At 63.4% G+C, this 24,354-nt stretch carries 25 protein-coding genes and 1 tRNA gene; 14 read left to right on the forward strand and 12 right to left on the reverse strand.

The genetic code is table 11. The annotated features are described in order from the left end of the window. Positions 1–18 precede the first annotated feature (18 nt). Positions 19–1,116, forward strand: coding sequence for a DMT family transporter (locus J1C52_RS01785; RefSeq protein WP_370633218.1), 1,098 nt, complete (start codon positions 19–21; stop codon positions 1,114–1,116). 17 nt (positions 1,117–1,133) lie between these two features. Here the strand turns inward: J1C52_RS01785 and J1C52_RS01790 are convergent. Together J1C52_RS01790 and J1C52_RS01795 are read right to left on the reverse strand one after the other, a co-directional pair. Next, a tRNA-Ala gene (locus tag J1C52_RS01790) sits at positions 1,134–1,209 on the reverse strand. 93 nt (positions 1,210–1,302) lie between these two features. Next, positions 1,303–1,617, reverse strand: a complete 315-nt coding sequence (locus J1C52_RS01795; protein ID WP_227426197.1) for a TIGR02300 family protein — start codon at positions 1,615–1,617, stop codon at positions 1,303–1,305. A 123-nt stretch (positions 1,618–1,740) separates the two neighbouring features. Here J1C52_RS01795 and J1C52_RS01800 point away from each other — a divergent pair, with 123 nt between their 5' ends. Continuing rightward, positions 1,741–2,448: a M48 family metallopeptidase gene (locus J1C52_RS01800; RefSeq protein ID WP_227426198.1), complete on the forward strand. Its 708-nt coding sequence runs from the start codon at positions 1,741–1,743 to the stop codon at positions 2,446–2,448. Here the strand turns inward: J1C52_RS01800 and thpR are convergent. The 5 genes from thpR to J1C52_RS01825 form a co-directional block, all read right to left on the reverse strand. Continuing rightward, positions 2,427–2,972: an RNA 2',3'-cyclic phosphodiesterase gene (thpR, locus tag J1C52_RS01805; protein WP_227426199.1), complete on the reverse strand. Its 546-nt coding sequence runs from the start codon at positions 2,970–2,972 to the stop codon at positions 2,427–2,429. The genes J1C52_RS01800 and thpR overlap by 22 nt on opposite strands. Positions 2,973–3,044: 72 nt before the next feature. Continuing rightward, entirely contained in the window at positions 3,045–3,632 is a 588-nt protein-coding gene (locus J1C52_RS01810; protein WP_227426200.1) for a DUF6691 family protein, read from the reverse strand. A gap of 5 nt (positions 3,633–3,637) precedes the next feature. After that, positions 3,638–4,180 carry a YeeE/YedE thiosulfate transporter family protein gene (locus J1C52_RS01815; protein ID WP_227426201.1) on the reverse strand — a complete coding sequence of 181 codons (543 nt, stop codon included), beginning with the start codon at positions 4,178–4,180 and terminating at the stop codon, positions 3,638–3,640. A gap of 82 nt (positions 4,181–4,262) precedes the next feature. Beyond that, the gene (locus tag J1C52_RS01820) at positions 4,263–5,525 is read right to left on the reverse strand and encodes a vWA domain-containing protein (RefSeq protein ID WP_227426202.1); all 1,263 of its coding nucleotides are present in this window, start codon (positions 5,523–5,525) and stop codon (positions 4,263–4,265) included. A 136-nt stretch (positions 5,526–5,661) separates the two neighbouring features. Beyond that, a complete protein-coding gene (locus tag J1C52_RS01825) occupies positions 5,662–6,567 on the reverse strand; it encodes an AAA family ATPase (protein ID WP_227426203.1) in 906 nt (301 codons plus the stop codon). A 180-nt stretch (positions 6,568–6,747) separates the two neighbouring features. On the opposite strand from J1C52_RS01825, the gene J1C52_RS01830 reads away from it, so the two are divergent. The 3 genes from J1C52_RS01830 to J1C52_RS01840 all read left to right on the forward strand — a co-directional run bounded on the left by J1C52_RS01830 (position 6,748) and on the right by J1C52_RS01840 (position 10,028). Beyond that, entirely contained in the window at positions 6,748–8,724 is a 1,977-nt protein-coding gene (locus tag J1C52_RS01830; protein WP_227426204.1) for a heme lyase CcmF/NrfE family subunit, read from the forward strand. After that, a complete protein-coding gene (locus tag J1C52_RS01835; protein WP_227426205.1) occupies positions 8,721–9,182 on the forward strand; it encodes a cytochrome c-type biogenesis protein in 462 nt (153 codons plus the stop codon). The genes J1C52_RS01830 and J1C52_RS01835 overlap by 4 nt, the downstream gene beginning before the upstream one ends. A 69-nt stretch (positions 9,183–9,251) precedes the next feature. Further along, positions 9,252–10,028 (forward strand): enoyl-CoA hydratase-related protein, encoded by a 777-nt coding sequence (locus J1C52_RS01840; protein WP_227426206.1) that lies wholly within the window; start codon positions 9,252–9,254, stop codon positions 10,026–10,028. 4 nt (positions 10,029–10,032) lie between these two features. Here J1C52_RS01840 and J1C52_RS01845 read toward each other — a convergent pair whose 3' ends face one another. From J1C52_RS01845 to J1C52_RS01860, 4 genes are all read right to left on the reverse strand, one after another. Beyond that, on the reverse strand, positions 10,033–10,395 hold the full coding sequence (locus J1C52_RS01845; protein WP_227426207.1) for an STAS/SEC14 domain-containing protein: 363 nt from the start codon (positions 10,393–10,395) through the stop codon (positions 10,033–10,035). A gap of 67 nt (positions 10,396–10,462) precedes the next feature. Continuing rightward, positions 10,463–10,924, reverse strand: coding sequence for a cytochrome c maturation protein CcmE (ccmE, locus tag J1C52_RS01850; protein WP_227426208.1), 462 nt, complete (start codon positions 10,922–10,924; stop codon positions 10,463–10,465). 12 nt (positions 10,925–10,936) lie between these two features. Beyond that, positions 10,937–11,965, reverse strand: coding sequence for an N-acetyl-gamma-glutamyl-phosphate reductase (gene argC / locus J1C52_RS01855; protein WP_227426209.1), 1,029 nt, complete (start codon positions 11,963–11,965; stop codon positions 10,937–10,939). 69 nt (positions 11,966–12,034) lie between these two features. After that, entirely contained in the window at positions 12,035–12,847 is an 813-nt protein-coding gene (locus J1C52_RS01860; protein WP_227426210.1) for a glutamate racemase, read from the reverse strand. 248 nt (positions 12,848–13,095) lie between these two features. Here J1C52_RS01860 and J1C52_RS01865 point away from each other — a divergent pair, with 248 nt between their 5' ends. From J1C52_RS01865 to grxD, 4 genes are all read left to right on the forward strand, one after another. Next, entirely contained in the window at positions 13,096–13,995 is a 900-nt protein-coding gene (locus J1C52_RS01865; protein WP_227426211.1) for a LysR family transcriptional regulator, read from the forward strand. Between the two features lie 325 nt (positions 13,996–14,320). Then, positions 14,321–16,486 carry a phosphoribosylformylglycinamidine synthase subunit PurL gene (gene purL, locus J1C52_RS01870; RefSeq protein ID WP_227426212.1) on the forward strand — a complete coding sequence of 722 codons (2,166 nt, stop codon included), beginning with the start codon at positions 14,321–14,323 and terminating at the stop codon, positions 16,484–16,486. A 54-nt stretch (positions 16,487–16,540) separates the two neighbouring features. Then, positions 16,541–16,783 carry a BolA/IbaG family iron-sulfur metabolism protein gene (locus J1C52_RS01875; protein WP_227426213.1) on the forward strand — a complete coding sequence of 81 codons (243 nt, stop codon included), beginning with the start codon at positions 16,541–16,543 and terminating at the stop codon, positions 16,781–16,783. 43 nt (positions 16,784–16,826) lie between these two features. Next, on the forward strand, positions 16,827–17,186 hold the full coding sequence (grxD, locus tag J1C52_RS01880; protein ID WP_227426214.1) for a Grx4 family monothiol glutaredoxin: 360 nt from the start codon (positions 16,827–16,829) through the stop codon (positions 17,184–17,186). A gap of 13 nt (positions 17,187–17,199) precedes the next feature. On the opposite strand, the gene J1C52_RS01885 is transcribed toward grxD, so the two are convergent. Then, positions 17,200–19,275, reverse strand: a complete 2,076-nt coding sequence (locus J1C52_RS01885; protein WP_227426215.1) for a ComEC/Rec2 family competence protein — start codon at positions 19,273–19,275, stop codon at positions 17,200–17,202. 78 nt (positions 19,276–19,353) lie between these two features. Here J1C52_RS01885 and gltX point away from each other — a divergent pair, with 78 nt between their 5' ends. The 5 genes from gltX to J1C52_RS01910 all read left to right on the forward strand — a co-directional run bounded on the left by gltX (position 19,354) and on the right by J1C52_RS01910 (position 24,347). Next, on the forward strand, positions 19,354–20,757 hold the full coding sequence (gene gltX, locus J1C52_RS01890) for a glutamate--tRNA ligase (protein WP_227426216.1): 1,404 nt from the start codon (positions 19,354–19,356) through the stop codon (positions 20,755–20,757). Between the two features lie 75 nt (positions 20,758–20,832). Then, a complete protein-coding gene (gene gltA / locus J1C52_RS01895; RefSeq protein WP_227426217.1) occupies positions 20,833–22,125 on the forward strand; it encodes a citrate synthase in 1,293 nt (430 codons plus the stop codon). A gap of 33 nt (positions 22,126–22,158) precedes the next feature. Beyond that, positions 22,159–22,908: a hypothetical protein gene (locus tag J1C52_RS01900; protein ID WP_370633219.1), complete on the forward strand. Its 750-nt coding sequence runs from the start codon at positions 22,159–22,161 to the stop codon at positions 22,906–22,908. Next, the gene (gene mazG, locus J1C52_RS01905) at positions 22,898–23,725 is read left to right on the forward strand and encodes a nucleoside triphosphate pyrophosphohydrolase (protein WP_227426218.1); all 828 of its coding nucleotides are present in this window, start codon (positions 22,898–22,900) and stop codon (positions 23,723–23,725) included. The genes J1C52_RS01900 and mazG overlap by 11 nt, the downstream gene beginning before the upstream one ends. Next, a complete protein-coding gene (locus tag J1C52_RS01910) occupies positions 23,712–24,347 on the forward strand; it encodes a DUF1638 domain-containing protein (RefSeq protein ID WP_227426219.1) in 636 nt (211 codons plus the stop codon). Before mazG ends, J1C52_RS01910 begins: the two co-directional genes overlap by 14 nt. Positions 24,348–24,354 lie beyond the last annotated feature (7 nt).

The following is a 24,354-nucleotide window of genomic DNA, read 5'->3' on the forward strand; positions in this document are numbered from 1 at the left end:
CATTCCACGGCGTGCCAGATGGAACCCCGGCCCGAGCTGGTCGGGGTTTTTATCTGGCCACCAGCGACAACCCTGAACAGCCGTAGCATAGTTTTTGCACAAGCTTGTGTAATCGCGTGCGGTGGCTTCTTGAGCGGCACGCCAGCAAGATGCCCCCCGGGCGCGCCAGACTGCTTGACACGCCCGTCAGTCCCGCGCCCAGTGGCTGCCATGAATTACCGCGCAGCTTCTCCAGCCCGCAGTCAGCCATTCAAAGCCGCCCTATGGATGTGTGGGGCGATCGGCTCTTTCACGTTTATGGCTGTGTCTGGGCGCGAAATTCAGATCGAGCTCGATAGCTTCGAACTTATGTTCTGGCGCTCGTTCATCGGCCTCGGTTTGATCGTGGCGATCTTTTCGGCACTGAACAAGGGCAAAGCCTGGCCAGCGATCCGGCCAACCAGCCCAAGCCTGCATCTTTCGCGCAATGTCGTTCATTTTGCAGGGCAAAACCTGTGGTTCTACGGGATCACGGTCATCCCGCTTTCGCAGCTTGTGGCACTGGAATTCACAATGCCAATTTGGGTTGCAATCCTTGCACCGCTGTTGCTCGGCGAGGTCTTTACCCGCAGGCGAATAGCGGTCGCGCTGCTTGGCTTTGCGGGCATTTTGATCGTTGCGCAACCGGGCACCCAGCCCTTGGGCAGCGGGCATGTGGCAGGCATTCTTTGCGCAGTGGGCTTTGCAATGAACGTGATCCTGACAAAGCGAATCATGCGCGATGATAGCGTGCTGTGCGTGTTGTTCTGGATGACCGCGCTGCAAACGCTGTTCGGCTTGACGCTGGCCCAATGGGGCGGGTTCACATGGCCGAGCCCGGCGATCTGGGGCTGGCTGGCGCTGGTGGCCTTGACGGGGCTGAGCGCGCATTATTGCCTGACATCGGCGCTTGGGCTGGCCCCGGCAACCGTCGTCGCGCCGATGGAATTCTTCCGCCTGCCGATCATCGCGCTTGTGGGCATGTGGCTTTACGCCGAAGCGCTGGACCCGTTCGTGTTCTTGGGCGCAACAATTATCTTCGCAGCGAACTGGCTGAACCTGACCGCATCGACGCGCCCGGCGGCACCCTCAAAATAACACATCAATGGGGAGTTTGGTGGAGCCTAGCGGGATCGAACCGCTGACCTCCTGCATGCCATGCAGGCGCTCTCCCAGCTGAGCTAAGGCCCCAAACTCAAGCCGTTGGGCTTGATGCGCGCGTCTTACGAAAGCCGGATTGCCAGTGCAAGCGGAAAATCGACAGGCGCGCGCGTTTTCAAGAAATCAGTCGTCGTCATTCTCGGCGACATCGGCCAGATCGTCGAGGGCGACGGTATCGTCGTCATCGTCTTCCAGCAGCTCGTCATCGACATCGGCCGCATCGTCGTCATCGACCAGCAATTCGTCGTCATCCTCGGCGACGGCTTTCTTCGCCTTGGCCTTCAGCGCAGCGTTAGCCTCATCGGCGCGACGCTCCAGCGCCTCGATCACCACGACCTTGCCGGTATAGGGGCTGATGATCGGATCTTTGTTCAGATCGTAGAACTTGTTCCCGGTTTCCGGGCAGATGCGCTTCACGCCCCAGTCAGGATTGGTCATGTGACAGCCTCTTTGAATGCGAGTCTTTCGTGCAAGGGCGTGCTGTGCCATAAGGATGCGCGGCTGTAAAGCCCTCTGGCACCCCTACCCCTGTAATATTGTGCGTTTCCCGAGCAATCCAAGATGCCGCAACCTTCTGAAACCATCCTTTTGCCCGGCGATCCGGCGCTGAGCGTGCAAATCCGCGCCTCGGCCCGCGCGCGGCAGATGTCGCTGCGCGTGTCGGGGCTGGACGGCAAGATAACATTGAACGTCCCGCGCGGACTGGCACGGCACCACGCGCTGGCCTTTCTGAACGACAGGGCCGACTGGCTGCGCGCCGCCGTCGCCCGCGCACCGGAGCGGGTGCGTGTCGCGCCGGGGGCGATGGTGCCGGTGGATGGCCAGTTGCGCGAAATCACGCCCGCGCCGGGCCGGAGCGTGGTGTTGGACGGCGACCGCCTGCTGGTGCCGGGAAGCGTGGGGCAGACAGGCGCGCGCGTGGCTGCCTTTCTGAAGACCCGCGCGCGCGACAGGCTGGTCCCCATGTCCGAACACTATGCCACCCTTTTGGACCGCAAGGTCGCCGCCGTCAGCCTGCGCGACACGCGGTCGCGTTGGGGATCGTGCACCGCGCAAGGGCGGCTGATGTATTGCTGGCGGCTCGCGATGGCCCCGCCAGAGGTGCAGGATTACGTCGCTGCCCATGAAGCCGCGCATCTGGTGCACATGGACCATTCGCGCGCCTATTGGGCCACGGTGGCGCGCATCATGCCGGATTATGCCCGCCACCGCGCGTGGCTGCGCAGCAATGGCGCGGGGCTGCACGCCTACATGTTCGAAAGCGGATAGCGCGCGATCACGTCGTAGCTGTTCCCGCGCTTGCCCTGATGCCCCCGGAAGAGCGCGATTGCCTCTGGCGTGAACGGGTCCGCCGCAAAGCCCATATCCCGCACCACCGCCGTTTCCAGTACGGCACGGTCCTGCACCGCCCGGCCCAGATAGGCCAGTGTGACATGGGGTGTGAACTTGCGGCGCGGGATGTCTATGTCATGGCTGCGGCACAGCCGTTCCAGCCGGGCTTGCAGGTCCATCAACATCGGGTCGGGGGCAACGGCTACGTGCAGGTTATGGGGCTTTGCCCCGCCAAACAGGCCAAGCCCGGCAATCCGGATCATGGGCGCGGGCGCGTGAAAGCGTTCCAGCGCCATGTCCAGCTCTTCCAGCACATGGCGCGGCTGATCGCCCAGAAAGACAAGCGTCAGGTGGTAATTCTCGGGCGGTTGCGGGCGGTCAACGGGCAGCTTGCGGCTTTGCAGCAGAAGCTGTGCACCAATATGTGTGGGAATGTCGAAGCCAAGAAATGCGCGGATCATGGCACCGATCGTGGCGCATTCGGCAGCAAAGGGAAAGGGCGCAGGCGGTCGGACCGCCTGCGCCGGCAGCTATTATTCGGCAGCGACCGGAACCGGCTGACCGCCGCGCGGGCGCTCGGGCAGCACGAAGGCGATGGCGACGAAGACCAGCCCCATCACGATCCCGGCCACATCGCCAGAGATGGGCAGCAGGGCCGGATAATCGGTGCCGGGGATCTGGCCGATGACGGTCTTGCCACCCCAGATATTGTCCAGAAGGCCGGTCGCCTTGACGCCGGAATACACCGCCGTGTAGGCCGCAGCGCCAACCAGACCGCCGACGATATAGACCATCGCGTCACGACGGCCCGACGCGGCGGCACAGACGCCCGTGCCGGGGCAGAACCCGGTCAGCGCCCAGCCGAAACCCAGCATCATCCCGCCCAGAAGCACGCCCCAATAGGCCGCCTTGACCGACATATGCGCCACATCGACCAGACCCAGCATCTGGCCGCCGAAGATCAGGATGGCGGCCACGCCAATGCCCAGAAGGATCGTCTTCATCAGGCCCAACGCCCGCAGCGCCAGCATGTTGCCCAAGACCGACGGGTTGGTCGCCCCGATCCGGTCCAGAACCGCGCCAAAGGCGGCACCGATGACAAGTGCAAGAAGGATTTCCATGGTGCTTACTCCTCTGTCTTATACAGCCACAGTGCCGTCGGCACGGCGGTTGCAAAGGCGCCTGCGGCAAACAGGAAGCCCGAGATCGCGGTTTGCGACATGCCCGACATCATGTGCCCCGAGGTGCAGCCACCCGCCAAGCGCGCGGCGAAAATCACGATAAAGCCGCCGATGAAGGCCACCGCGAAGCGCTTGGCCACGCTGCCGCCGAAATTCGCCTGCCACAGGGCGGGAATGTTGCGCTCTGCGCCCTGCACGCCCTTGCGCAGGTAAGACGACAGGAACGCGCCCAGCGCCATGGCCAGCACGAAGATGAAGCTGTAGTTCATCGGGTTCGCGATGCTCTTGGCGTATTTCGCGAAATAGGCGTTGTCAGAGGTCAGCGCGCCATCTGCCGCTTCATAGATGGTGCCAGAAGCGACAGCATCGGCGATAACCCCGTCAAGGATCACGAATTGGGTGGATACGCCGATGGGCTTCACGAGCATCATCGCGATGAAGAACACGAAGCCCAGCGCGAGCCCCCCAATCTTCCAGTCGAGTGTCATGACATCTCTCCTTTTCATAACATATAATATGATTTTATGAATATAAATCGCGCGCGTCTTTGATCGAAGTCAAGTTACGCGGCTAGCCGTCGCTTAGCACCGCCATCAGGCGCGCTTTCTCGCCGTGATCGGAAGGGTCTGAAATGGCGTCGGCCAGCGCTTCGAGTGACGCGATGGAATGCGCGGCGCGAAAGCTGTCGACATGGGGCAGCATCGCGCGAATGCCGCGTGCGCGCGGCGCGAAACTGTCCCAGCGCAAAAGCGGGTTCAGCCAGATGACACGACGGGCCGACAGGTGCAGGCGTTCCATTTCACGCTCAAGAAGCGCGGGGTCGTCGCGGTCGAGCCCGTCCGAGATCAAGAGCACCACGGCCCCCTGCCCCAGCACGCGGCGCGACCAATCCACATTGAAGGCGCGCAGGCACCCGCCGATGCGGGTGCCACCCTGCCAATCCTGCGCCTGCGCCCCGGCGGCGTTCAGGGCCGCATCCACGTCACGGGTGCGCAGATGACGGCTGACATTGGTCAGACGCGTGCCAAAGGTAAAGGCATGGACCTTGGCCCAGCCTTGCCCTTGCCGGTTGGCGACGGCATGGACGAAATGCAAAACCATGCGCGAATATTGCGACATGGACCCGGATATATCGCATAGCACTACCAGCGCGGGCCAACGGGTGCGGGGTGTCTGGCGGTGCAGTGCGCGCAACTCACCCCCCGCCCGCGCCGCCGCGCGTAGGCTCCGCCGCCAGTCGGGCTTGCGGCCGCGCGGGTCGGGCGCGTGGCGACGGGTGGCGATGGGTTTGACCGGCAAGGACAATCGCGCGAGCATCCGGCGGGCGGCCGCCGCCTCGTCCACCGACATCTGTTCGAAATCGAGCGTGCGCAGGCGCTCTTCGCCGGAGGCGGTTTGTGAGGCGTCGATCTGGATCTCTGTCTCGTCGCTGTCCTTGCCACTGTTGGGCAGGTCGGGCGCTTCGGCCCCGTCCAGAAGCGCCTCTGCGGCGCGCTTGGCGGCAGAGGCGGCGGCCTTTTCTTCGGCCACGTTGCGCACGGCGGGCAGCATCATGGACATCATGTGCTCCAGATAGCGCGGATCGCGCCAATACAGGCGAAAGACCTGCGCGAACACCTGCCGTTCCTCTGGGCGGTTGACGAAAACGGTGTGCAGCGTCCAGTAGAAATCGGCCTTATGCTCGAAGCCCGCTGCCGCGATGGCCTGAATGGCCGTCTGAACCCGCCCCGGCCCGACGGGCAGGCCTGCACGGCGCAGCGCCCGCGCGAAATGGGTGATGTTGTCGCGCAGCTTCGGGTCATCCGGCAGGGCAAGGTCGGTATATTTTGCCATGGCTAACCCAGCGGAGGGGCTGCGCCCCACGCCTTTACTGGCGCCGGGGCTGCGCCCCGGCAGGTGGAAGGGGCGCTGCCCCTCTGGCGCGCTTTCGCGCGCCATTCACCCCGGGATATTTGGGCAAGGATGAAATTCATGCCGGGGTCAGGGATTGGCGCGCCTCGTCGAGGATTTTCTTGGCTTCGGACCCTTGCAGGCGGGCGATGTCATCCTGGTATTTCAGGATCGCGCCGAGCGTGTCGGCAATCACCTCTGGCGAGAGTTCAAGCACATCAAGCGCGAGCAGGCATTTCGCCCAGTCGATGGTTTCGGCGACGCCGGGTTTCTTGAACAGGTCTTCGGTGCGCAGGCGCTGGACGAAGGCCACCACCTCTTGCGAGAGGGTTTCCGAGGCGTCGGGCGCGCGGGCCTGAAGGATGGCGCGTTCGCGTTCGAAGCTGGGGTAATCGACCCAGTGATAGAGGCAGCGGCGCTTGAGCGCGTCATGCACTTCGCGCGTGCGGTTCGAGGTCAGGATGACGATGGGCGGGGTTTCCGCCCGGATCGTGCCGAGTTCGGGGATCGTGACCTGGTAATCCGAGAGCGCTTCGAGCAGGAATGCCTCGAACGGTTCATCCGTGCGGTCGATTTCGTCGATCAGCAGGATGGGTGCCCCGCCGGGTTGCGGACGCATCGCGTCGAGGAGCGGGCGCTCGATGAGGTAGTCCATCCCGAAGAGGCGCGATTGAAGATCGGCGGTCTCGCCCGTGACCTCTGCGCTGCGGATGGCGAGCATCTGAGCGGCAAAGTTCCATTCATAGACAGCCGAGGCCGCGTCGAGCCCCTCGTAGCATTGCAGGCGGATCAGACGGCGGCCGAGTGCGGCGGCGAGCGCCTTGGCGATCTCGGTCTTGCCGGTGCCCGGCTCGCCCTCTAGGAACACGGGCCGCCCGAGCTTGAGGGCGAGGAACAGCACAGTCGCCAGTGCACGGTCCGCCAGGTAGGACTGGCCTTGCAACAGGGCTTGGGTTGCGTCGATCGAGTCTGGCAGCTTGCTCATGCCGTGTCCTTGCGCCAAAGAGTGCCCCACGCTGGCGCGGGCTGCCCTTTCGGTCAAGACTGCAATGCGCGGCCTGCGACCAATGGACAGGGGGCAGTTGACGCGCCTGTGACCCTTGACCGCATCGCGCTATGCTAACAAGACTTTGCCAGACCAGACCCATAGGCTAGAACCTGACCCATGATAGTAGAACTCGGACATTTCGCCCTGATCCTTGCCTTCGCGGTGGCGTTGGCACAATCCGTCATCCCGCTGGTCGGCGCCCATAAAGGGTGGCGCGACTGGATGGGGGTCGCTTCGCCCATGGCCAGCGTGCAATTCGTGCTGACGGCCTTCGCTTATGCCGCGCTGACCTATGCCTTCGTGGTGTCGGATTTCTCGGTCAAGCTGGTGGTGGACAATTCGCACACGCTGAAGCCGCTGATCTACAAGCTGTCGGGCGTCTGGGGCAATCACGAGGGGTCGTTGCTGCTATGGGTGCTGATCCTGACCCTGTTCGGGGCCAGTGCCGCATGGTTCGGGGGCAACCTGCCGCGCAGCTTGCAAGCGCGCGTTCTGGCCGTGCAATCGGGCGTGACCGCCTCTTTCATGGCGTTCACGATTTTCACGTCGAACCCGTTCACGCGGCTGGCGCAACCGCCCTTTGACGGCACCGACCTGAACCCGCTGTTGCAAGACCCCGGCTTGGCCTTTCACCCACCATTTCTCTATCTGGGCTATGTTGGCCTGTCGATGGCGTTCAGCTTTGCCGTCGCGGCGCTGATCGAGGGGCGGGTCGATGCCGCCTGGGGCCGCTGGGTGCGCCCCTGGACGCTAGCCGCGTGGGTGTTCCTGACCATCGGGATCGCGCTAGGGTCGTGGTGGGCCTATTACGAGCTGGGCTGGGGCGGATACTGGTTCTGGGACCCGGTCGAGAATGCAAGCTTGATGCCATGGCTCTTCGCGGCGGCGCTGCTGCATTCGGCCATCGTTGTGGAAAAGCGTGAGGCGCTGAAAAGCTGGACCATCCTGCTGGCGATTCTTGGCTTCGGCTTTTCACTGATGGGCACGTTCATCGTGCGCTCGGGCCTGCTGACCTCGGTTCATGCCTTCGCGTCCGACCCGGATCGGGGTGTGTTCATCCTGATCATCATCGCGGCCTTCTTGGGCGGCGCGCTGACGCTGTTTGCCTTCCGCGCCAATGTGCTGGAAGCGAAGGGCGTGTTCTCGACCGTCAGCCGCGAATCGGCGTTGGTGATGAACAACGTGCTGCTGGCCGTGTCGTCCTTCGTGGTGTTCATCGGGACCATGTGGCCCTTGGTGTCAGAGATGGTGTTCGACAGGGTGCTTTCCGTCGGCCCGCCCTTCTTTGACGCGGCCTTCACGCCCTTTGCCGTGGCATTGGCCATGATCCTGCCGATCGGGGCCATGCTGCCTTGGAAACGGGGCGATCTGGCCCGCACGATGAAGCCGCTTTGGGGTATTCTGGTGTTCTCGATTGCGATGGGCGCGTTGGTCTGGGCCATGCAGACGGGCAGTTCGGCCATTGTGCCGGTCGGCGTGGCACTGGGCCTGTGGGTGGTCTTTGGGGCCGCGGCCGATTTGTGGATGCGCACGGGCCGTGGAAATCTGGCCAATCGCTTCGCGCGCCTTGGTCGCCTGCCGCGTGCCGATTGGGGCAAGGCCACTGCGCATAGCGGTCTGGGCATGACCGTCTTTGCCGTGGCCGCCCTGACCGGCTGGCAGAGCGAAGACATTCGCGTGCTGCAAATTGGCGAAAGCTTCGACAAGGGCGGCTACACGCTGACCCTGACGGGGGTGGAGCGTGTGCAAGGGCCGAACTACACCTCGACCATGGGGATTATCGAGGCCGAGCGCGATGGCGAGCCGGTGTCGATCCTGCGGCCCGAAAAGCGCTTCTACCCGATTGCCGGGATGCCCACGACCGAAGCCGCGATCAACTACAAGATCCACCGCGATCTGTATGTGACCTTGGGCGACCCGCAGGACAATGGCGGCTGGGCGGTGCGGACCTATATCAAGCCTTTCGCCAACTGGCTGTGGATGGGCTGCGCGCTGATGGCGCTGGGGGGTCTGCTGTCGCTGAGTGACCGGCGCTACCGTGTGGCGGCGGGTGCCAAGAAGCGGGTCGGCCCGAACGCGGTGCCTGCGGAATGAGGGCGTTTCACGCGATAGCCGTCGCCCTGATGCTGGCCCTGAGCGGGCCGGCATTCGCCGTGCAACCTGACGAGATTCTGGACGACCCGGTGCTGGAGCAGCGGGCCCGTGACCTGTCCACGGGCCTGCGCTGCTTGGTGTGCCGCAACGAATCCATCGACGAATCGAATGCCGATCTGGCCCGCGACATGCGCATCCTCGTGCGCGAGCGGTTGGTCGCCGGCGATAGCGATGAAGAGGTAATCGCCTTTCTGGTCGACCGTTTCGGCGAGTATGTCCTGCTGCGCCCAACCACCGAGGGCAGCAATATCGCCCTTTGGCTGGCCGCGCCTGCGCTGTTCCTGATCGCGTTTGGCGGATCGCTGATCTACCTGCGGGGCCGGGCAAAAGCCAAGCCGCCCACCAACGAGCTGAGCGCAGACGAACAAAAGCGGCTGGATGAGCTGTTGAAAGAGTAACGCAAGGTCCGGGCTTTCCCCTGCCCCGGCTTTGCGCCACTATCTCGGCAGATAAGGCGCGAGGGCATCATGGATTACCAGACAATCACCACCCGCGAAGAGGGCGGCATCGGCATTGTAACGATGGCGCGCCCCGACATGATGAACGCTCTGAACCGCCAGATGCGGGCAGAGCTGACCCATGCGCTGAAAGACCTTGCCAAGCGCGCGCGCGTGCTGGTGCTGACCGGCGAAGGGCGGGCATTCTGTTCGGGCCAAGATTTGGGCGATGGCGGCAATGCCGCCAATATCGACCTGGAGCGCACGCTGCGCGAGGAATACGAGCCGATGCTGCGCGCGATTTATGACGCGCCGGTGCCGGTGATCTCTGCCGTGAACGGCCCGGCGGCGGGCGCAGGCGCAAACCTTGCCTTGGCCGCCGATGTGGTCATCGCGCAGGACGATGCGGTGTTCATTCAGGCGTTTTCGCGTATCGGGTTGATCCCGGATGCCGGCGGCACATGGTTCTTGCCGCGTCAGGTCGGCTTTGCCCGTGCGATGGGTGCAATGCTGTTCGCCGAAAAGATCACCGCACAGCAAGCGGTCGACTGGGGCATGATCTGGGAATGCGCGCCCGCGGACACGTTCGAAACCCTCTGGATGGGTCGCGCGCGCGCCTTGGCCGAAGGGCCGACAGTGGCCTATCGCAATATCCGCCGCGCGTTGCGGGCCAGCCTGTCGAACCCGCTGAACGCACAACTGGCGCTGGAAGCGCAGTTGCAGGCCGAAGTGGGCAAGACGCGCGACTTCCGCGAAGGCGTTCTGGCATTTCTGGAGAAGCGCCCCGCGTCCTTCGAGGGGCGCTGAGCCATCAGGCGGCAGCGATCCAGTCGCGCGCCTCGTCCAGATCCTCCATCCCGAAGAAACGAACCTGCGAGTGGATCACCGCACCCGCAGCTTTCGACATGGGACCGATCCAGCCGATATCGGACACGACCGCGACATGGCTGATCTTGGGAATATTCTTCCAGTCGAACTTTATGCCGGGCCAAAGCATCTGCGGGTCGAACCCGTGGAAGCTTTCGATCACCTCGATGAACTTGACCGTCCCGTGGCGGTCGATGAAAGCCTGCATCGGTTCCACCGCCGCGATGTAGTCTTCCACGGTGATCTTGCCGCGCACGATGATCTCTGCCACGCGGGTCTCGTCATTCTCACGATACTCAATGGTCATAAGCTGCGCTCCTTTCACTGGAAGGGCGCAGCTTAGCACAGGGACGGTTTGTCAGGTTTGACCCAGATCAGGTCTGGGGGTCGGCCTTGGGGTCCGGCCCGCGCCATTCGCCCTGTTCTTTCAGGGCTTCCATCACTTCGCGCGGCATGTAGGTTTCGTCATGCTTGGCAAGGATTTCATGCGCGACGAACACGCCATCGACATAGCGGCCGGTTCCGACGATACCCTCATTCTCGGTGAACAGGTCTGGCAGAATACCACGATACTGCACCTCGACCGAGGCGGGGCCATCGGTCACGCGAAACGACACCGTGTCGGACTGGCCGCGCACGATGGACCCGGCTTCGACCAGCCCACCAATGCGGAACACTTCGTTTGCCGAGGGCGGCTCTGCCACAACCTGGCTGGGCGAGCGGAAGAAATTGATCCCGTCGCGCATGGCATAACCGATCAACGCGGTCGACAGCGTCAGCGCCACGGCGGCCACAGCGATGATCTGGATACGGCGGGTTTTCTTCAGGCTCTTCATGTCATCCTCAGCTTATGGAAAGACGGGCACGCCCATCAGACCGGTCGTTTCTGGCAACCCCAACATCAGGTTCGCGTTCTGAATCGCCTGCCCGCTGGACCCTTTGCACAGGTTGTCCAGCACGCCAACGACCAGCGCGCGCCCCGGTATACGGTCGCCCACAACGCCAATATGCACGAAATTAGACCCGCGCACATCATGAGTCGACGGGGTTGTGCCAAAAGGTAGCACTTTCACGAAGGTTTCATCGGCGTAACGCGCCTGAAGCACGCTGTGAATCTGGGTGGCATCTCCATCGAGCCACGCGCTGGCCAGAATACCGCGATTCATGGGCAGCAGATGCGGGGTGAATTGAATGCGCAGGTCGCGGCCGGCGATGGCAGAAAATTCCTGATCGAATTCGCCCAGATGGCGATGCGTGCCGCCAACGGCATAGGCCTGCGTGCCCTCGGACAATTCGGCGTGAAGCAGGTTCTCTTTCAACGACCGCCCGGCACCAGAGACACCACATTTCAGGTCCAGAATGATCCGGTCCAGATCAATGCAGCCGGCCTCGATCAGGGGGCGCAGGATGTATTGGCCGGTGGCCGCGTTACAGCCCGTGCCAGCAACCAGCCGTGCGCTGCGGATGGCGTCGCGGTAGAATTCGGTCAGGCCATAGACGGCCTCTGCCTGCAACTCTGGCGCGGCATGGGGCTGGCCATACCATTTTTCATAGGCCGCCGGGTCGCGCAGGCGGAAATCGGCGGACAGGTCCACGATGCGCAGATCGCGCGGCAAGTCCTTGATGACTGCTTGGCTGGTCGCATGGGGCAGCGCGCAAAAGGCCAGATCGACGGCGGCGAAATCCACATCCTCGATCCGGCACAGATCGGGCAGGTCCAGATGGCGCAGGAACGGAAAGACCGACGCCATTGGCTGGCCCGCCTTGCGCTCGCCCGTCAGCGCGACGATCTGAAAGTCGGGATGCGTGGCGATCAGGCGCACAAGTTCCGCGCCGGTGTAGCCAGAAGCCCCAAGGATAGCGATGCGTTTGGTCATGGTGGGTTTCCTAGTCGGATGCGCGGGCTGTCAGGCCGCGAGCCGTGAGTCGTGTTGCCAAGATGAAGATCAGGCCGATTGAAAGGTGATCTGACGTTTCAGGAACTGGGTCGCCTTGCGAGAGACATTGGCGGGGTCGCCCGTGGTCAGGAATTTCGATCCGCGCCCCGGCCCGATCATTTCGGGGCGGCGGGCAAGGTAATCGGACAGGCTGGCCGCCACCAGATTGGGTTGCGAATAGACGGCAACATCGGGGCCAAGGGCCGCGCGGAACGCGTCTTCCAGAAGCGGGTAATGGGTGCAGCCCAACACGGCGGCTTCGGGATGCGGCATCCTGCGTTTGAGCGATTCGACATGGCTGTGGACAAGCGCCTCGGCCAGGATCATGTCGCCCTGCTCGATCGCATCGACCACGCCGCCGCAGGGCTGCGCTTCGACATCGACCCCGATGGCGCGGAAGGCCAGTTCGCGCTGGAACGCACGGCTGGACACCGTCGCGGGCGTAGCGAACAAAGCGACATGCTTCACGGCCACTTCGCGCGGGGGCGAATTGTCGCCCCATTGCCGTTCGGTCAGTGCCTCGATCAGCGGCACGAACACGCCCAACACGCGCTTGTCGGCGGGCACCCATGTTTCCTGCATCCGCTTCAACGCGGCAGCAGAGGCCGTGTTGCAGGCGAGGATGACCAAATCGCACCCTTCCGCCCAGAGCCGTTCGACACCCGCGCAGGTAAGGTCATAAATCTCTGCCGGGGGGCGCGTGCCATAGGGCGCGTGGGCATTGTCGCCCAAGTAGACGAAGGGCACATCGGGCAGCTTGTCGACCAGCGCGCCCAGCACCGTCAAACCGCCCAAGCCCGAATCGAACACGCCGACTGCCATAGCTGTCATCCTTCGTCACGTCATTGCCCGGAGCTTCCGGGCGTTAACGGCATGATTAGGCCGCATGGGCGCGAAAATCCATCCTGTTCTTTGCAAGCGGCGCGCGCGGCGGCGGTGCATGGCAAACGATCATCTGCATGAAGAATCATACCTTTGTGCTACGGCGCGCATCCTTCGCTTTGCAGCACAGCCGATTCGGCCTAAGAGGGATAGCACAGGCCGCGAACAGATAAAGAAGTTAGAATTCCATGGATTGGGACAAGCTCAGGATATTTCATGCCGTTGCCGATGCGGGCAGCCTGACCCATGCGGGCGACGCGCTGCAATTGTCGCAATCCGCCGTCAGCCGCCAGATCCGCGCGCTGGAAGAGGCCTTGGATACCAGCCTGTTCCACCGTCACGCGCGCGGGCTGATCCTGACCGAACAGGGCGAATTGCTGTTCAAGGCCACCAAGTCCATGTCACGCGAGCTGGAAACGGCGTCCGCCCGCATTCGCGACAGCGAGGACGAGGTGTTTGGCGAGTTGCGCGTGACCACGACCACGGGTTTTGGCACGCTGTTTCTGGCCCCGCGCCTGCCTACGCTCTATGCCCAGTATCCAGAGTTGAAGATCGACCTTATGCTGGAAGAGCGCGTGCTGGACTTGCCCATGCGCGAAGCCGATGTGGCGATCCGCATGAAGGAACCCAGCCAAGCCGACCTGATCCGCAAGCGCCTGATGAATGTGAACATGCGGCTGTTTGCGACCTCTGAATACCTGCGCGCGAATGGCACGCCCCATGCGATCGAAGACCTGTCGGATTATCGGCTGATCTCGCAAAACGTGACATCGGCGCAGGTCAGCGTGGGCGCACAACTTATACGCGAGCTGAACGCCCGCCCGCTGCGGTCCACCTTCACGGTGAACAATTATTTCGGCGTGTTGCAGGCGGTTCTGAACCATCTTGGCATCGGCGTTCTGCCCGATTACGTCGCCGAGGATTTCCCCGAACTGGTGCATGTGCTGCCCGAAGTCGCCAGCGGCGATATTCCGGTTTTTCTGGCCTTCCCCGAAGAGCTGCGGCATTCGCGGCGCATCGCGGCCTTTCGCGATTTCGTGGTGCAGGAAATACAGGCCTATCGCCGCGCACGGCAGATGCAGGGCTAGGCATGTTCAACCTAAACCTGAGACATGTCTGCAACGCATGTCGGAGTTGTTGCAGGGGCAAGGGAAATTAACTTGCGAACCATGTGTTTGGTCATTTAATAGGCGGTAAGACGTGATTGGAGATCATTCATGTCTTAACCTCCCTGTTGGACTTCGGCCGAGCATTGCGCTCGGCCTTTTTTTATGCCGATGCCGGGCACTGCACGCACAGCGATTCGCGTGTGCCGTCCGGCTGCGCATTCGGTGTCGCGGCAGCGCGCGCCCCCTTTTGCTTGGGGCCGCAATAGCCTAGAAGGCAGCAAGCTTGCCTGAGAGGATGCCCTAGATGACCGATCCCGCCCTCACGCCTGACCTGATTGCGGCGCATGGCCTGTCGCCGGACGAATATGACCGCATCCTGGAGATCATCGGGCGCGAACCCAGCTTTACCGAGCTGGGCATCTTCTCGGCCATGTGGAACGAGCATTGCTCCTACAAATCCTCGAAGAAATGGTTGCGCACCCTGCCCACCTCTGGCCCGCAGGTCATTTGCGGCCCCGGCGAGAATGCGGGCGTGGTCGATATTGGCGACGGGCAAGCCGTGATCTTCAAGATGGAGAGCCACAACCACCCGTCCTATATCGAACCCTATCAGGGCGCTGCGACCGGCGTGGGCGGCATTTTGCGCGACGTGTTCACCATGGGCGCGCGCCCCATCGCGGCGATGAACTCGCTCAGCTTCGGCGCCCCGTCGCATCCCAAGACGCCGCATCTGGTCTCCGGCGTGGTCGAAGGCGTGGGCGGCTATGGCAATTGTTTCGGCGTGCCCACCGTTGGCGGCGAAGTCCGCTTTCACCCCGCCTATAACGGCAACTGCCTTGTGAATGCCTTTGCCGCCGGGCTGGCCGACGCCGACAAGATTTTCTATTCGGCAGCCAGCGGGGTCGGGATGCCCGTGGTCTATCTGGGTGCCAAGACGGGCCGCGATGGCGTGGGCGGGGCGACCATGGCCAGCGCCGAGTTTGACGACACGATCGAAGAAAAGCGCCCGACCGTTCAGGTAGGCGACCCGTTCACCGAAAAGCGCCTGTTGGAAGCCTGTCTGGAACTGATGGCCTCTGGCGCGGTCATCTCGATTCAAGACATGGGCGCGGCGGGCCTGACTTGTTCGGCCGTGGAAATGGGCGACAAGGGCGGCTTGGGCGTGAAGCTGCAACTGAGCGACGTGCCCCAGCGCGAAACGGCGATGACCGCCTACGAGATGATGCTGTCCGAATCCCAGGAACGCATGTTGATGGTGCTGAAACCTGAAATGGAGTCAGAGGCGCGCGCGATTTTCGAGAAATGGGATCTGGATTTCGCCATCGTTGGCGAGACGATTGCCGAAGACCGCTTCCTGATCCTGCACGGCAATGACGTGATGGCGGACCTGCCGCTGTCGAAACTGTCTTCCAGCGCCCCGGAATATGACCGCCCTTGGGTCGAAACGCCCCCGGCGGGTGATCTGCCGGACCTGCCCACGATCGCGCCCATGGATGGTTTGCGCGCACTCATTTCCGCGCCCAGCTACGCCTACAAGGGCTGGGTGTGGGAGCAGTATGACAGTCAGGTCATGGGCGACACGGTCCGCACCCCCGGCCTTGGCGCGGGCGTGGTGCGGGTGCATGGCACGACCAAGGCGCTGGCCTTCACCAGCGACGTGACACCGCGCTACGTGCGCGCCAACCCGTTCGAGGGTGGCAAACAAGCCGTGGCCGAAGCCTACCGCAACCTGACGGCCGTGGGGGCCGTGCCCTTGGCCACAACCGATAACCTGAATTTCGGCAACCCCGAAAAGCCAGAGATCATGGGCCAGTTCGTGGGCGCCATTCAAGGCATCGGCGCGGCCTGCACGGCTTTGGACATGCCTATCGTTTCGGGCAATGTGAGCCTCTATAACGAAACCGACGGCAAACCCATTCTGCCCACGCCCACGATTGGCGCGGTCGGGCTGATTGCCGATATCGAGCAGATCATCGCGGGCCTGCCGTCAGAGGGTGATCTGGCGCTGGTGATTGGCGAAACCAAGGGGCATTTGGGCCAATCCGCCCTCCTGGCCGAAGCCGCCGGGATAGAGGCCGGCGATGCCCCCTATGTCGATCTGGATGCCGAGCGCCGCAATGGCGACTTCCTGCGCGCGAACCGGGCGCTTGTCACCGCCGCAACCGACCTCTCGGACGGTGGACTTGCGCTGGCCGCGTTCGAGATGGCCGAAGCGGCAGGCATGGGCGTCACGCTCGAGAGCGGCGACATTGGTCAGCTCTTTGGCGAAGATCAGGCGCGCTACCTTGTGGCTGCAAGCTTCGACCAGGCAGAGGCGCTGATGGTCGCGGCGGGCCAAGCCGGTGTTGCCATCGCCATGGTGGGCCGCTTCGGGGGCGATACCGTCAGCTTCGGCGACGACAGCGCGCCCATGGCAGAGCTATCCACGCTCTACCGCAGCAGTTTCGCCAAAGCCATCGGCGCGGCTTGATTCAGCAAATCGTGGGGATTACCTATTCCTCAAGACCAGACAGGGACCACACGCATGGCCATTTCCGCCGAAGAACTTGAAACGCTGCTGAAAGAGAGCTTTCCCGACGGCAAAGTGACGATCACGGATCTTGCCGGTGACGGGAACCATTACGCCGCCGAAGTGATCGACGACAGCTTTCGCGGGCTGAACCGCGTGCAGCAGCAGCGCGCTGTCTATGCCGCGCTGAAAGGCAAGATGGACGGCAGCCATGGTGAATTGCACGCGCTGGCCCTGACGACCAAAGCCCCCGACTGAAACGCCGACTGACCTGCGCAGACTGAACCGAAAGAGGATTGCCATGAGCGCCCAAGAGACGATCAAGAAAACCGTCACGGACAATGACGTGGTGCTGTTCATGAAAGGCACCAAGACCATGCCGCAATGCGGCTTCTCCAGCCGCGTGGCGGGTGTGCTGAATTTCATGGGCGTCGAATACGCCGATGTGAACGTGCTGGCCGATGAAGACATCCGCCAAGGCATCAAGGATTACTCGGACTGGCCGACCATTCCGCAGCTTTACGTGAAAGGCGAATTCGTCGGTGGCTGCGATATCGTGACCGAGATGACGCTGTCGGGCGAACTGGATCAACTGTTCGCCGACAAGGGCGTGACCTTCGACAAGGAAGCCGCCGACAAGATCCGCGAAGCCAACGCCTGATCGCAGGGCGGGCCTATCCGCCCGTCCACGGACGCAGCCCTTGGGTGTCGCGTAGGTCATACCGCGCGACGCCCTTTTCATTTGCGCGAAAGGCGACCGCCCCGGTGGCCCGAAGATCGCGCGGCGAGAGCACAGTGCACGGCCCTTCGGGTGGCACATCGAGGTCAGTGTTGGTCACGATCAACCGGCCCGGCAGGCAAAGCGCAGGCAGCTCAGCCAAGCCGCGCTGTCCAGACAGGTGCACCACGTCCAGCCCGTGACCGCGCAGATGCACCACCGCATCGCTTGGCCCGTGGGGGCCGCGCTGTTGCGCGCCCTCTTGGCTGGCCAGATCGCCATCGGCCTGCAACCAGCTTTCGGCGGCAAATGCCCCGGACCGTGCCCGGCTCAGGATGCGCCCCTCTGGCCCCATCAGCCCGACCACCGCGCCGTCATCCGACACCAGCAGCGTCGGGCGCTCGGCCAGTGCCCAGCCCAGTGTCGCCAGCGCCACCACCGGCACACCCAGCCAGCGCGCAGGCGCGGCCCACAGGATCAGCCACAAGCTGCCCAGCGCCATTACCGGGATAACCCAGCGCGGCGGCTGCACCACGCCTATCAAGTTGCCCTCTAGCCCTGCCACGAAACTCGCAACCAGCAGGATCCAATCGATGGCCAAGCCCATGACCGCCAGCGGCACGCCTTCTAGGCCAAAAGGCGCAAGCAATGCCGCGACCACACCGGCCGGCATGATGACCAGCCCCATCAGCGGCACGGACAGCAGATTAGCCACAAGCCCGTATTCCACCATGCGGTTAAAACTGGCCGCCGCAATCGGGGCGGTGGCGACACCCGCGACCACCGAGCACAGGATGACAGACGCCACGGGCATGGCCCAGCGCGGCACACGCTCGCGCCATGTGCCGTCATCGTTCAGCGCGCGGAAGATGGCGACAAGGGCCACCGTGGCGGCAAAGCTCATCTGGAACCCCGCCTGCACCAGCGCCTCTGGCCGCAGAACCAGCACGATCACGGCGGCAATGGCCACGCTGCGCAAGGAAATGGCGCGGCGGTCCAGCAGCACCGCGACAAACATGACCGCCACCATCACAAAGGCACGTTGCGTGGCAATATTTGCGCCCGACAGCGCCAGATAGAATGCGCCCGCGCCCAGTGCCGCCACCGCCGCGATCTTGCGCGTGGGCAAGCGCAGCGCGACGCGCGGCCACAGTGCCAGCAGAAGGCGGAGCGCGGCAAAGACAAATCCCGTCAGCAGCCCCATATGCAAGCCAGAGATCGCCAGCAAATGCGCAAGGTTGGAATTGCGCAGGTCGTCCAGATGGGACGTGTCCACGCCAGAGCGATCGCCTGTCAGGATGGCAGCGGCAAAGCCGCCCGCCGCGCCCGGCATCCGGTCTTGCAACGCTTGTGACAACTGCATCCTCAACACCCCCAGCGGCGCACCACCGTCGTCTTGCAGCGCCAGCACCGGCACGCGGGTATAGCCGACCGCGCCCAAACGCTCGAACCAGGCATGGCGGCGGAAATCGAAGCCGCCGGGCTCCGACGCTTTGGGCGGCGGCGACAGGTGGCCGGTCGTCATCACCCGCAGGCCGGGGCGCGGGTCGAAATACCGCTGCTCGCCATGCAGCGACAGGCGCACGCGCGCAGGCGTCCGGGCGGGCGACAGGCCCGCAAGGCGCGGCCGGTCCAGCGTCAGCCGCAAATGCCCATTGGCAGCGCGGTCGATCTTCACGATCCGCCCCTCTATCGCGCCATAAAAACGAAAATCCAGAACGGGGGCGGCGACCATATGGGTGCGCAAACCCGCCAAACCGGCCCCGGCGGCGATCAGCAGGCATCCCATGGCCAAGGGGCGAAGATTGACCGGCAAAAGATAGGCCAGCATGGCAGAAGCGAACGAGGCCGACCCAAGGCCCAGCCACTCCGCGCGCCCCGGCTCGACCGGCAGCAGGAAATACAAACCGATCCCGATCCCAAGGCATACCGGCACGAACAGGAACAGCCGACCGCGCTGCGCGGCCAAGGCCTGCGCAACGCTTCCCTCGCCGAAGCGAGGCGTGACATGCTCCATGCTGGTGACAGCCACCCTTGCCCTACCCCGCGCGCTTGCCTAGAACCTGCGCAAGTATGCCGCCTCCATGGTTTCCAAAAGGTTAAGATCCCCATGTCCGATACCCCCGTCGTCACCCGTTTCGCGCCCTCGCCCACCGGGTATCTGCATATCGGTGGGGCACGCACGGCGCTGTTCAACTGGCTTTACGCCCGTGGGCGGGGCGGCAAGTTCCTGTTGCGGATCGAGGATACCGACCGCGAACGCTCTACCCCGGAAGCGACAGAGGCCATTCTGAAAGGCCTGACATGGCTTGGTCTGGATTGGGATGGCGAGCCGATCAGCCAATTCGACCGCGCCGACCGCCATGCCGAGGTGGCGCATCAGATGCTGGCTGCTGGCACGGCCTATAAATGCTTTGCCACGCAGGATGAAATCGAAGCCTTCCGCGAAGCGGCGCGGGCCGAGGGGCGCTCGACCCTCTACCGCTCGCCATGGCGCGATGCAGATCCGGCCACCCACCCGGATGCGCCCTATGTCGTGCGGATCAACGCCCCGCTAGAGGGCGAGACGATCATCCGTGACCAGGTTCAGGGCGATGTGCGCATTCGCAATGACCAGCTTGATGACATGGTGCTGCTGCGCTCGGACGGCACGCCCACCTATATGCTGGCGGTAGTGGTCGATGACCATGACATGGGCATCACCCATGTCATTCGCGGCGACGACCATCTGAACAATGCTGCCCGTCAGATGCTGGTCTATAGCGCGATGGGATGGGACGTGCCGATCTGGGCGCATATCCCGCTGATCCACGGGCCGGACGGCAAGAAACTGTCCAAGCGCCACGGCGCGCTGGGGGTCGAGGAATATCAGCTTATGGGCTATCCGGCGGCGGCGATGCGCAACTACCTTGCGCGTCTGGGCTGGAGCCATGGCGACGATGAGTTCTTCACCGATTCGCAGGCGATGGAGTGGTTCGACCTTGGGGGAATCGGCAAATCGCCCGCACGTCTGGATTTCAAGAAACTGGACCATCTGACGGGTTTGCACATGAGCGCCGCCGACGATGCTGCGCTGCTGCATGAATTGCAGGCATATCGCGCCGCAAAAGGTGACGCGCCTTTCGCTGACGCGCAATTGGCCCTGCTGCAAGACGCCATGCCGCTGGTGAAGGACAAGGCGAAGGGCTTTGACCAACTTCTTGAAAAAGCACAATTTGCTTTGGCTTCGCGGCCCGTTGAACAAGATGAGAAGGCGGCCAAGGCGCTCGACGATGTATCCCGCGGTATACTGAGAGAATTGACGCCGCGCCTGCAAACTGCTACGTGGAGCCGGACGGAATTAGAGGAGAGTGTCAGCGCATTGGCGCAAGAGCATGGCCTTGGGCTTGGCAAGCTGGCGCAGCCTCTGCGCGCCGCACTCGCCGGCCGGATGACCAGCCCCAGTGTGTTCGACATGATGCTTGTTCTTGGCCGCGACGAATCGCTCGCGCGGATCAAGGACGCAACCGAATAATCCGGCGCAGTCGCGCCGTGATCGTAGCCCATCTGCCCGGCAAGCATGCCGGCAGGCAGACATGAAGGAAGCGAAATGGCGGAGACTGAAACGGCAAAGCTGACACTCGGCGACAAGGTGATCGACCTGCCGATCATGAAACCCTCGGCCGGGCCCGACGTGATCGACATTCGCAAGCTCTATGCGCAAGGTGACGTGTTCACCTATGACCCCGGCTTCACCTCGACCGCGTCCTGTTCTTCGACCATTACCTATATCGACGGTGACAAGGGCGAGCTTCTGTATCGCGGCTACCCGATCGAGGAACTGGCCGACAAATCGCATTTCCTGGAATGCTGCTACCTGCTGCTTTACGGCGAATTGCCCAGCGCCGGCGAGCTGGAGGATTTCGAGGCCCGCATCACCCGCCACACCATGCTGCATGAACAGATGCAGTATTTCTTCCGTGGGTTCCGCCGCGATGCGCACCCGATGGCGATCATGGTCGGCGTGGTCGGTGCGATGTCGGCTTTCTACCACGACTCGACCGACATCAACGACCCGTGGCAGCGCGAAGTGGCGTCCATTCGCATGATCGCGAAAATGCCGACGATTGCGGCTTGGGCCTATAAATACTCGGTCGGCCAGCCTTTCGTCTATCCGAAGAACAGCCTCGATTACTCGGGCAATTTCCTGCATATGTGCTTCTCTGTGCCCGCCGAGGATTATGTCGTCGATCCGATCCTGAGCCGCGCGATGGACCGGATCATGATGCTGCACGCCGATCACGAGCAGAACGCCTCGACCTCGACGGTGCGTCTGGCCTCGTCCTCGGGCGCGAACCCGTTCGCGTCGATTGCCGCTGGCATCGCCTGCCTGTGGGGTCCGGCGCATGGCGGGGCGAACCAGGCTTGCCTGGAGATGTTGCAGGAAATCGGCACGGTTGACCGCATTCCCGAATATATCGCCCGCGCCAAGGACAAGGACGATCCCTTCCGCCTGATGGGCTTTGGCCACCGCGTGTACAAGAATTTCGACCCGCGCGCGAAGGTCATGAAGCAATCCGCAGACGAGGTTCTGGGGCTGTTGGGGATCGAGAATAACGAAACCCTGAAGGTCGCGAAGGAACTGGAAAAGATCGCGCTCGAAGACCCGTATTTCGTGGACAAGAAGCTGTATCCGAACGTGGATTTCTACTCGGGCATCATCCTCGAGGCGATGGGCTTCCCGACCTCGATGTTCACGCCGATCTTCGCGCTGTCGCGGACCGTCGGCTGGATTTCGCAGTGGAAAGAGATGATCGCCGATCCAGAGCAGAAAATCGGTCGCCCGCGCCAGCGCTACATGGGCGCGCCGCGCCGGTCCTATGTCGAGATCGAGGATCGCTGAGATCCTGCAAGCGCCGCCCCAGGGGGCGGCGTTTTGCCTTGGCATCCGCCGCCCGCCTGTTATCTGTGGCGCATGATGATCGTGTTGCTCGCCCTCGCCACCCTTGCCTTTCTGCTGTCGCCTGCGCTGACAGAGCCGTTCATGGGTTATGCGCCCGGCAGCTTTCCCGTGGAACAGGTGGACCCGCCCGTACAACCTGCGGGCTACGCTTTCGCGATCTGGGGCGTGATCTATATCTGGTTGGGCGTGATGGCCGCTTATGGGGTCTGGAAGCGGCGCAGCTCTGACGCATGGGCGCGCGTGGCTTGGCCTTTGACCCTCAGCCTTGGGCCGGGGGCGGCTTGGCTTTGGGTCGCTGGCTTTGCGCCGATCACGGCCACCGTGTTGATCTTCTGGATGCTGGGCTGCGCGCTCTGGGCGCTGTTGCGCGTGCCCGCGACCGACCGCTGGCTGTTGCAAACCCCGGTCGCGCTTTACGCGGGCTGGCTGACGGCGGCGGCGCATGTATCGCTGGGCGTGGTTCTGGGCGGCTATGGCGTGCTGAGTGCAACGGGTGCGGCGGTTCTGTGCATCTTGATGGCGCTGGCGGTCGCGCTTTGGGTGCAAAGGCAACGCCCGCGCGCGCCGGAATACGGCGTGGCCGTCGGCTGGGCGCTGATCGGGATCGCGGTCGACAATGCCGACAGCAACCTGCCCGTCATGGCTCTTGCCCTGGCCGGGTTGCTGGCCGTGGTCGCCATGGCCCTGCGCAGCATTTGGAAGGGGCGCACCCATGCCGCATGACCCGCTGATCTTTGCGCCTGACGGCTCTGTCACGCGCCTGCGCGCCATCATGCGCGCGCTGCGCGACCCTGAAAGCGGCTGCCCATGGGACATAGAGCAGGACTTCGCCAGCATCGCGCCTTACACGATTGAAGAAGCCTACGAGGTCGCCGACGCGATTGAAAAACAGGACTGGCCGGGCTTGCAGGGCGAATTGGGCGATCTGCTGTTGCAGGTCGTCTATCATGCGCAAATGGCAGAAGAGGCCGGGCATTTCAGCTTTGCCGACGTGGCCCGCGCGATCAGCGACAAGATGGTCGCGCGCCACCCCCATGTCTTTGGCGACGAGAGCCGCGAGAAATCGGCCGAGCAGCAGGTGCAGGACTGGGAAAAGGTCAAGGCAGCCGAACGCGCCGCCCGTGCGCAAGGCGGGGTGCTGGATGACGTGGCGCTTGGCCTGCCCGCGCTGATGCGGGCGGTGAAGCTGCAAAAGCGCGCGGCGCGCGTGGGGTTCGACTGGCCCGACACGGTGCAGGTACTGGACAAGATCGCCGAGGAAAGCGCCGAGCTGGTCGAGGCCCGAGAGACGATGACCCAAGCCGAGATCGCCGAGGAAATGGGCGATCTGCTGTTCGTCATGGCCAATCTGGCGCGGCATCTGGACGTGGACCCGGAAGAAGCCTTGCGCGCGGCCAATGCCAAGTTCACCCGCCGTTTCCGCGCGATCGAGGCGGCGCTGGCGGCTGAAAACCGTCGGCCCGAGGATAGTGACCTGGCCGAGATGGACGCATTGTGGAACGCGGCGAAGGCGGCGGAGAAGGGCCATGCCTGTGGATGACGACACGCTTGCCAGCGACGGTCTGCGCGCCGAGGGCACGGGCCGCATTTTGCTGCTGGCCTGCGGGGCATTGGCGCGCGAGATACTGGCGCTGAAGGCCGCGAATGGCTGGGACCATATGGACCTGCATTGCCTGCCCGCCAAGCTGCACCTGTGGCCCGATCGCATACCCGATGCCGTGGAGCGGGCCGTGCGTGAGCATCACGCACGCTACGCGCGTATCTTCGTAGTCTATGCCGATTGCGGCACGGGCGGGTTGCTGCGGACGCGCTGCGACGCATTGGGGGTCGAGATGGTGGCAGGGCCGCATTGCTACGCGTTCTTCGAGGGGGTCGAGGCTTTTGCCGCCAAGGCCGAGGAGGAGGTGACGGCGTTTTACCTGACGGATTTCCTGGTCCGGCAATTCGACGCCTTCGTCTGGGAGCCGATGGGATTCGACCGCCACCCTGAACTGATCGCGATGATGTTCGGCAATTACACCAAGCTGATTTACCAGGCCCAGACCGACGATCCGGCCTTGGATGCGACAGCACGCGACTTTGCCGCGCGGTTGGGGCTGGCCTATGAACGGCGGTTTACCGGCTATGGGGACTTGGCGCGGGCCTTGGCTGCGCAGGCGTGACGGGTTT

This window comes from Roseibaca sp. Y0-43 (genome assembly GCF_020667835.1).
Taxonomy (GTDB): Bacteria; Pseudomonadota; Alphaproteobacteria; order Rhodobacterales; family Rhodobacteraceae; genus Roseinatronobacter.

Bases quoted from the DNA above. Each gene is read 5' to 3' on its own strand.
- J1C52_RS01825 (WP_227426203.1), bottom strand. From the start codon at position 6,567: ATGAGCAAGCTGCCAGACTCGATCGACGCAACCCAAGCCCTGTTGCAA.
- J1C52_RS01820 (WP_227426202.1), bottom strand. From the start codon at position 5,525: ATGGCAAAATATACCGACCTTGCCCTGCCGGATGACCCGAAGCTGCGC.
- J1C52_RS01795 (WP_227426197.1), bottom strand. From the start codon at position 1,617: ATGACCAATCCTGACTGGGGCGTGAAGCGCATCTGCCCGGAAACCGGG.
- J1C52_RS01815 (WP_227426201.1), bottom strand. From the start codon at position 4,180: ATGACACTCGACTGGAAGATTGGGGGGCTCGCGCTGGGCTTCGTGTTC.
- ccmE (WP_227426208.1), bottom strand. From the start codon at position 10,924: ATGAAGAGCCTGAAGAAAACCCGCCGTATCCAGATCATCGCTGTGGCC.
- J1C52_RS01860 (WP_227426210.1), bottom strand. From the start codon at position 12,847: ATGGCAGTCGGCGTGTTCGATTCGGGCTTGGGCGGTTTGACGGTGCTG.
- J1C52_RS01865 (WP_227426211.1), top strand. From the start codon at position 13,096: ATGGATTGGGACAAGCTCAGGATATTTCATGCCGTTGCCGATGCGGGC.
- mazG (WP_227426218.1), top strand. From the start codon at position 22,898: ATGCCGCATGACCCGCTGATCTTTGCGCCTGACGGCTCTGTCACGCGC.
- grxD (WP_227426214.1), top strand. From the start codon at position 16,827: ATGAGCGCCCAAGAGACGATCAAGAAAACCGTCACGGACAATGACGTG.
- argC (WP_227426209.1), bottom strand. From the start codon at position 11,965: ATGACCAAACGCATCGCTATCCTTGGGGCTTCTGGCTACACCGGCGCG.
- J1C52_RS01840 (WP_227426206.1), top strand. From the start codon at position 9,252: ATGGATTACCAGACAATCACCACCCGCGAAGAGGGCGGCATCGGCATT.
- J1C52_RS01830 (WP_227426204.1), top strand. From the start codon at position 6,748: ATGATAGTAGAACTCGGACATTTCGCCCTGATCCTTGCCTTCGCGGTG.
- gltX (WP_227426216.1), top strand. From the start codon at position 19,354: ATGTCCGATACCCCCGTCGTCACCCGTTTCGCGCCCTCGCCCACCGGG.
- purL (WP_227426212.1), top strand. From the start codon at position 14,321: ATGACCGATCCCGCCCTCACGCCTGACCTGATTGCGGCGCATGGCCTG.
- J1C52_RS01800 (WP_227426198.1), top strand. From the start codon at position 1,741: ATGCCGCAACCTTCTGAAACCATCCTTTTGCCCGGCGATCCGGCGCTG.
- thpR (WP_227426199.1), bottom strand. From the start codon at position 2,972: ATGATCCGCGCATTTCTTGGCTTCGACATTCCCACACATATTGGTGCA.
- J1C52_RS01910 (WP_227426219.1), top strand. From the start codon at position 23,712: ATGCCTGTGGATGACGACACGCTTGCCAGCGACGGTCTGCGCGCCGAG.
- J1C52_RS01785 (WP_370633218.1), top strand. From the start codon at position 19: ATGGAACCCCGGCCCGAGCTGGTCGGGGTTTTTATCTGGCCACCAGCG.
- J1C52_RS01845 (WP_227426207.1), bottom strand. From the start codon at position 10,395: ATGACCATTGAGTATCGTGAGAATGACGAGACCCGCGTGGCAGAGATC.
- gltA (WP_227426217.1), top strand. From the start codon at position 20,833: ATGGCGGAGACTGAAACGGCAAAGCTGACACTCGGCGACAAGGTGATC.
- J1C52_RS01875 (WP_227426213.1), top strand. From the start codon at position 16,541: ATGGCCATTTCCGCCGAAGAACTTGAAACGCTGCTGAAAGAGAGCTTT.
- J1C52_RS01835 (WP_227426205.1), top strand. From the start codon at position 8,721: ATGAGGGCGTTTCACGCGATAGCCGTCGCCCTGATGCTGGCCCTGAGC.
- J1C52_RS01810 (WP_227426200.1), bottom strand. From the start codon at position 3,632: ATGGAAATCCTTCTTGCACTTGTCATCGGTGCCGCCTTTGGCGCGGTT.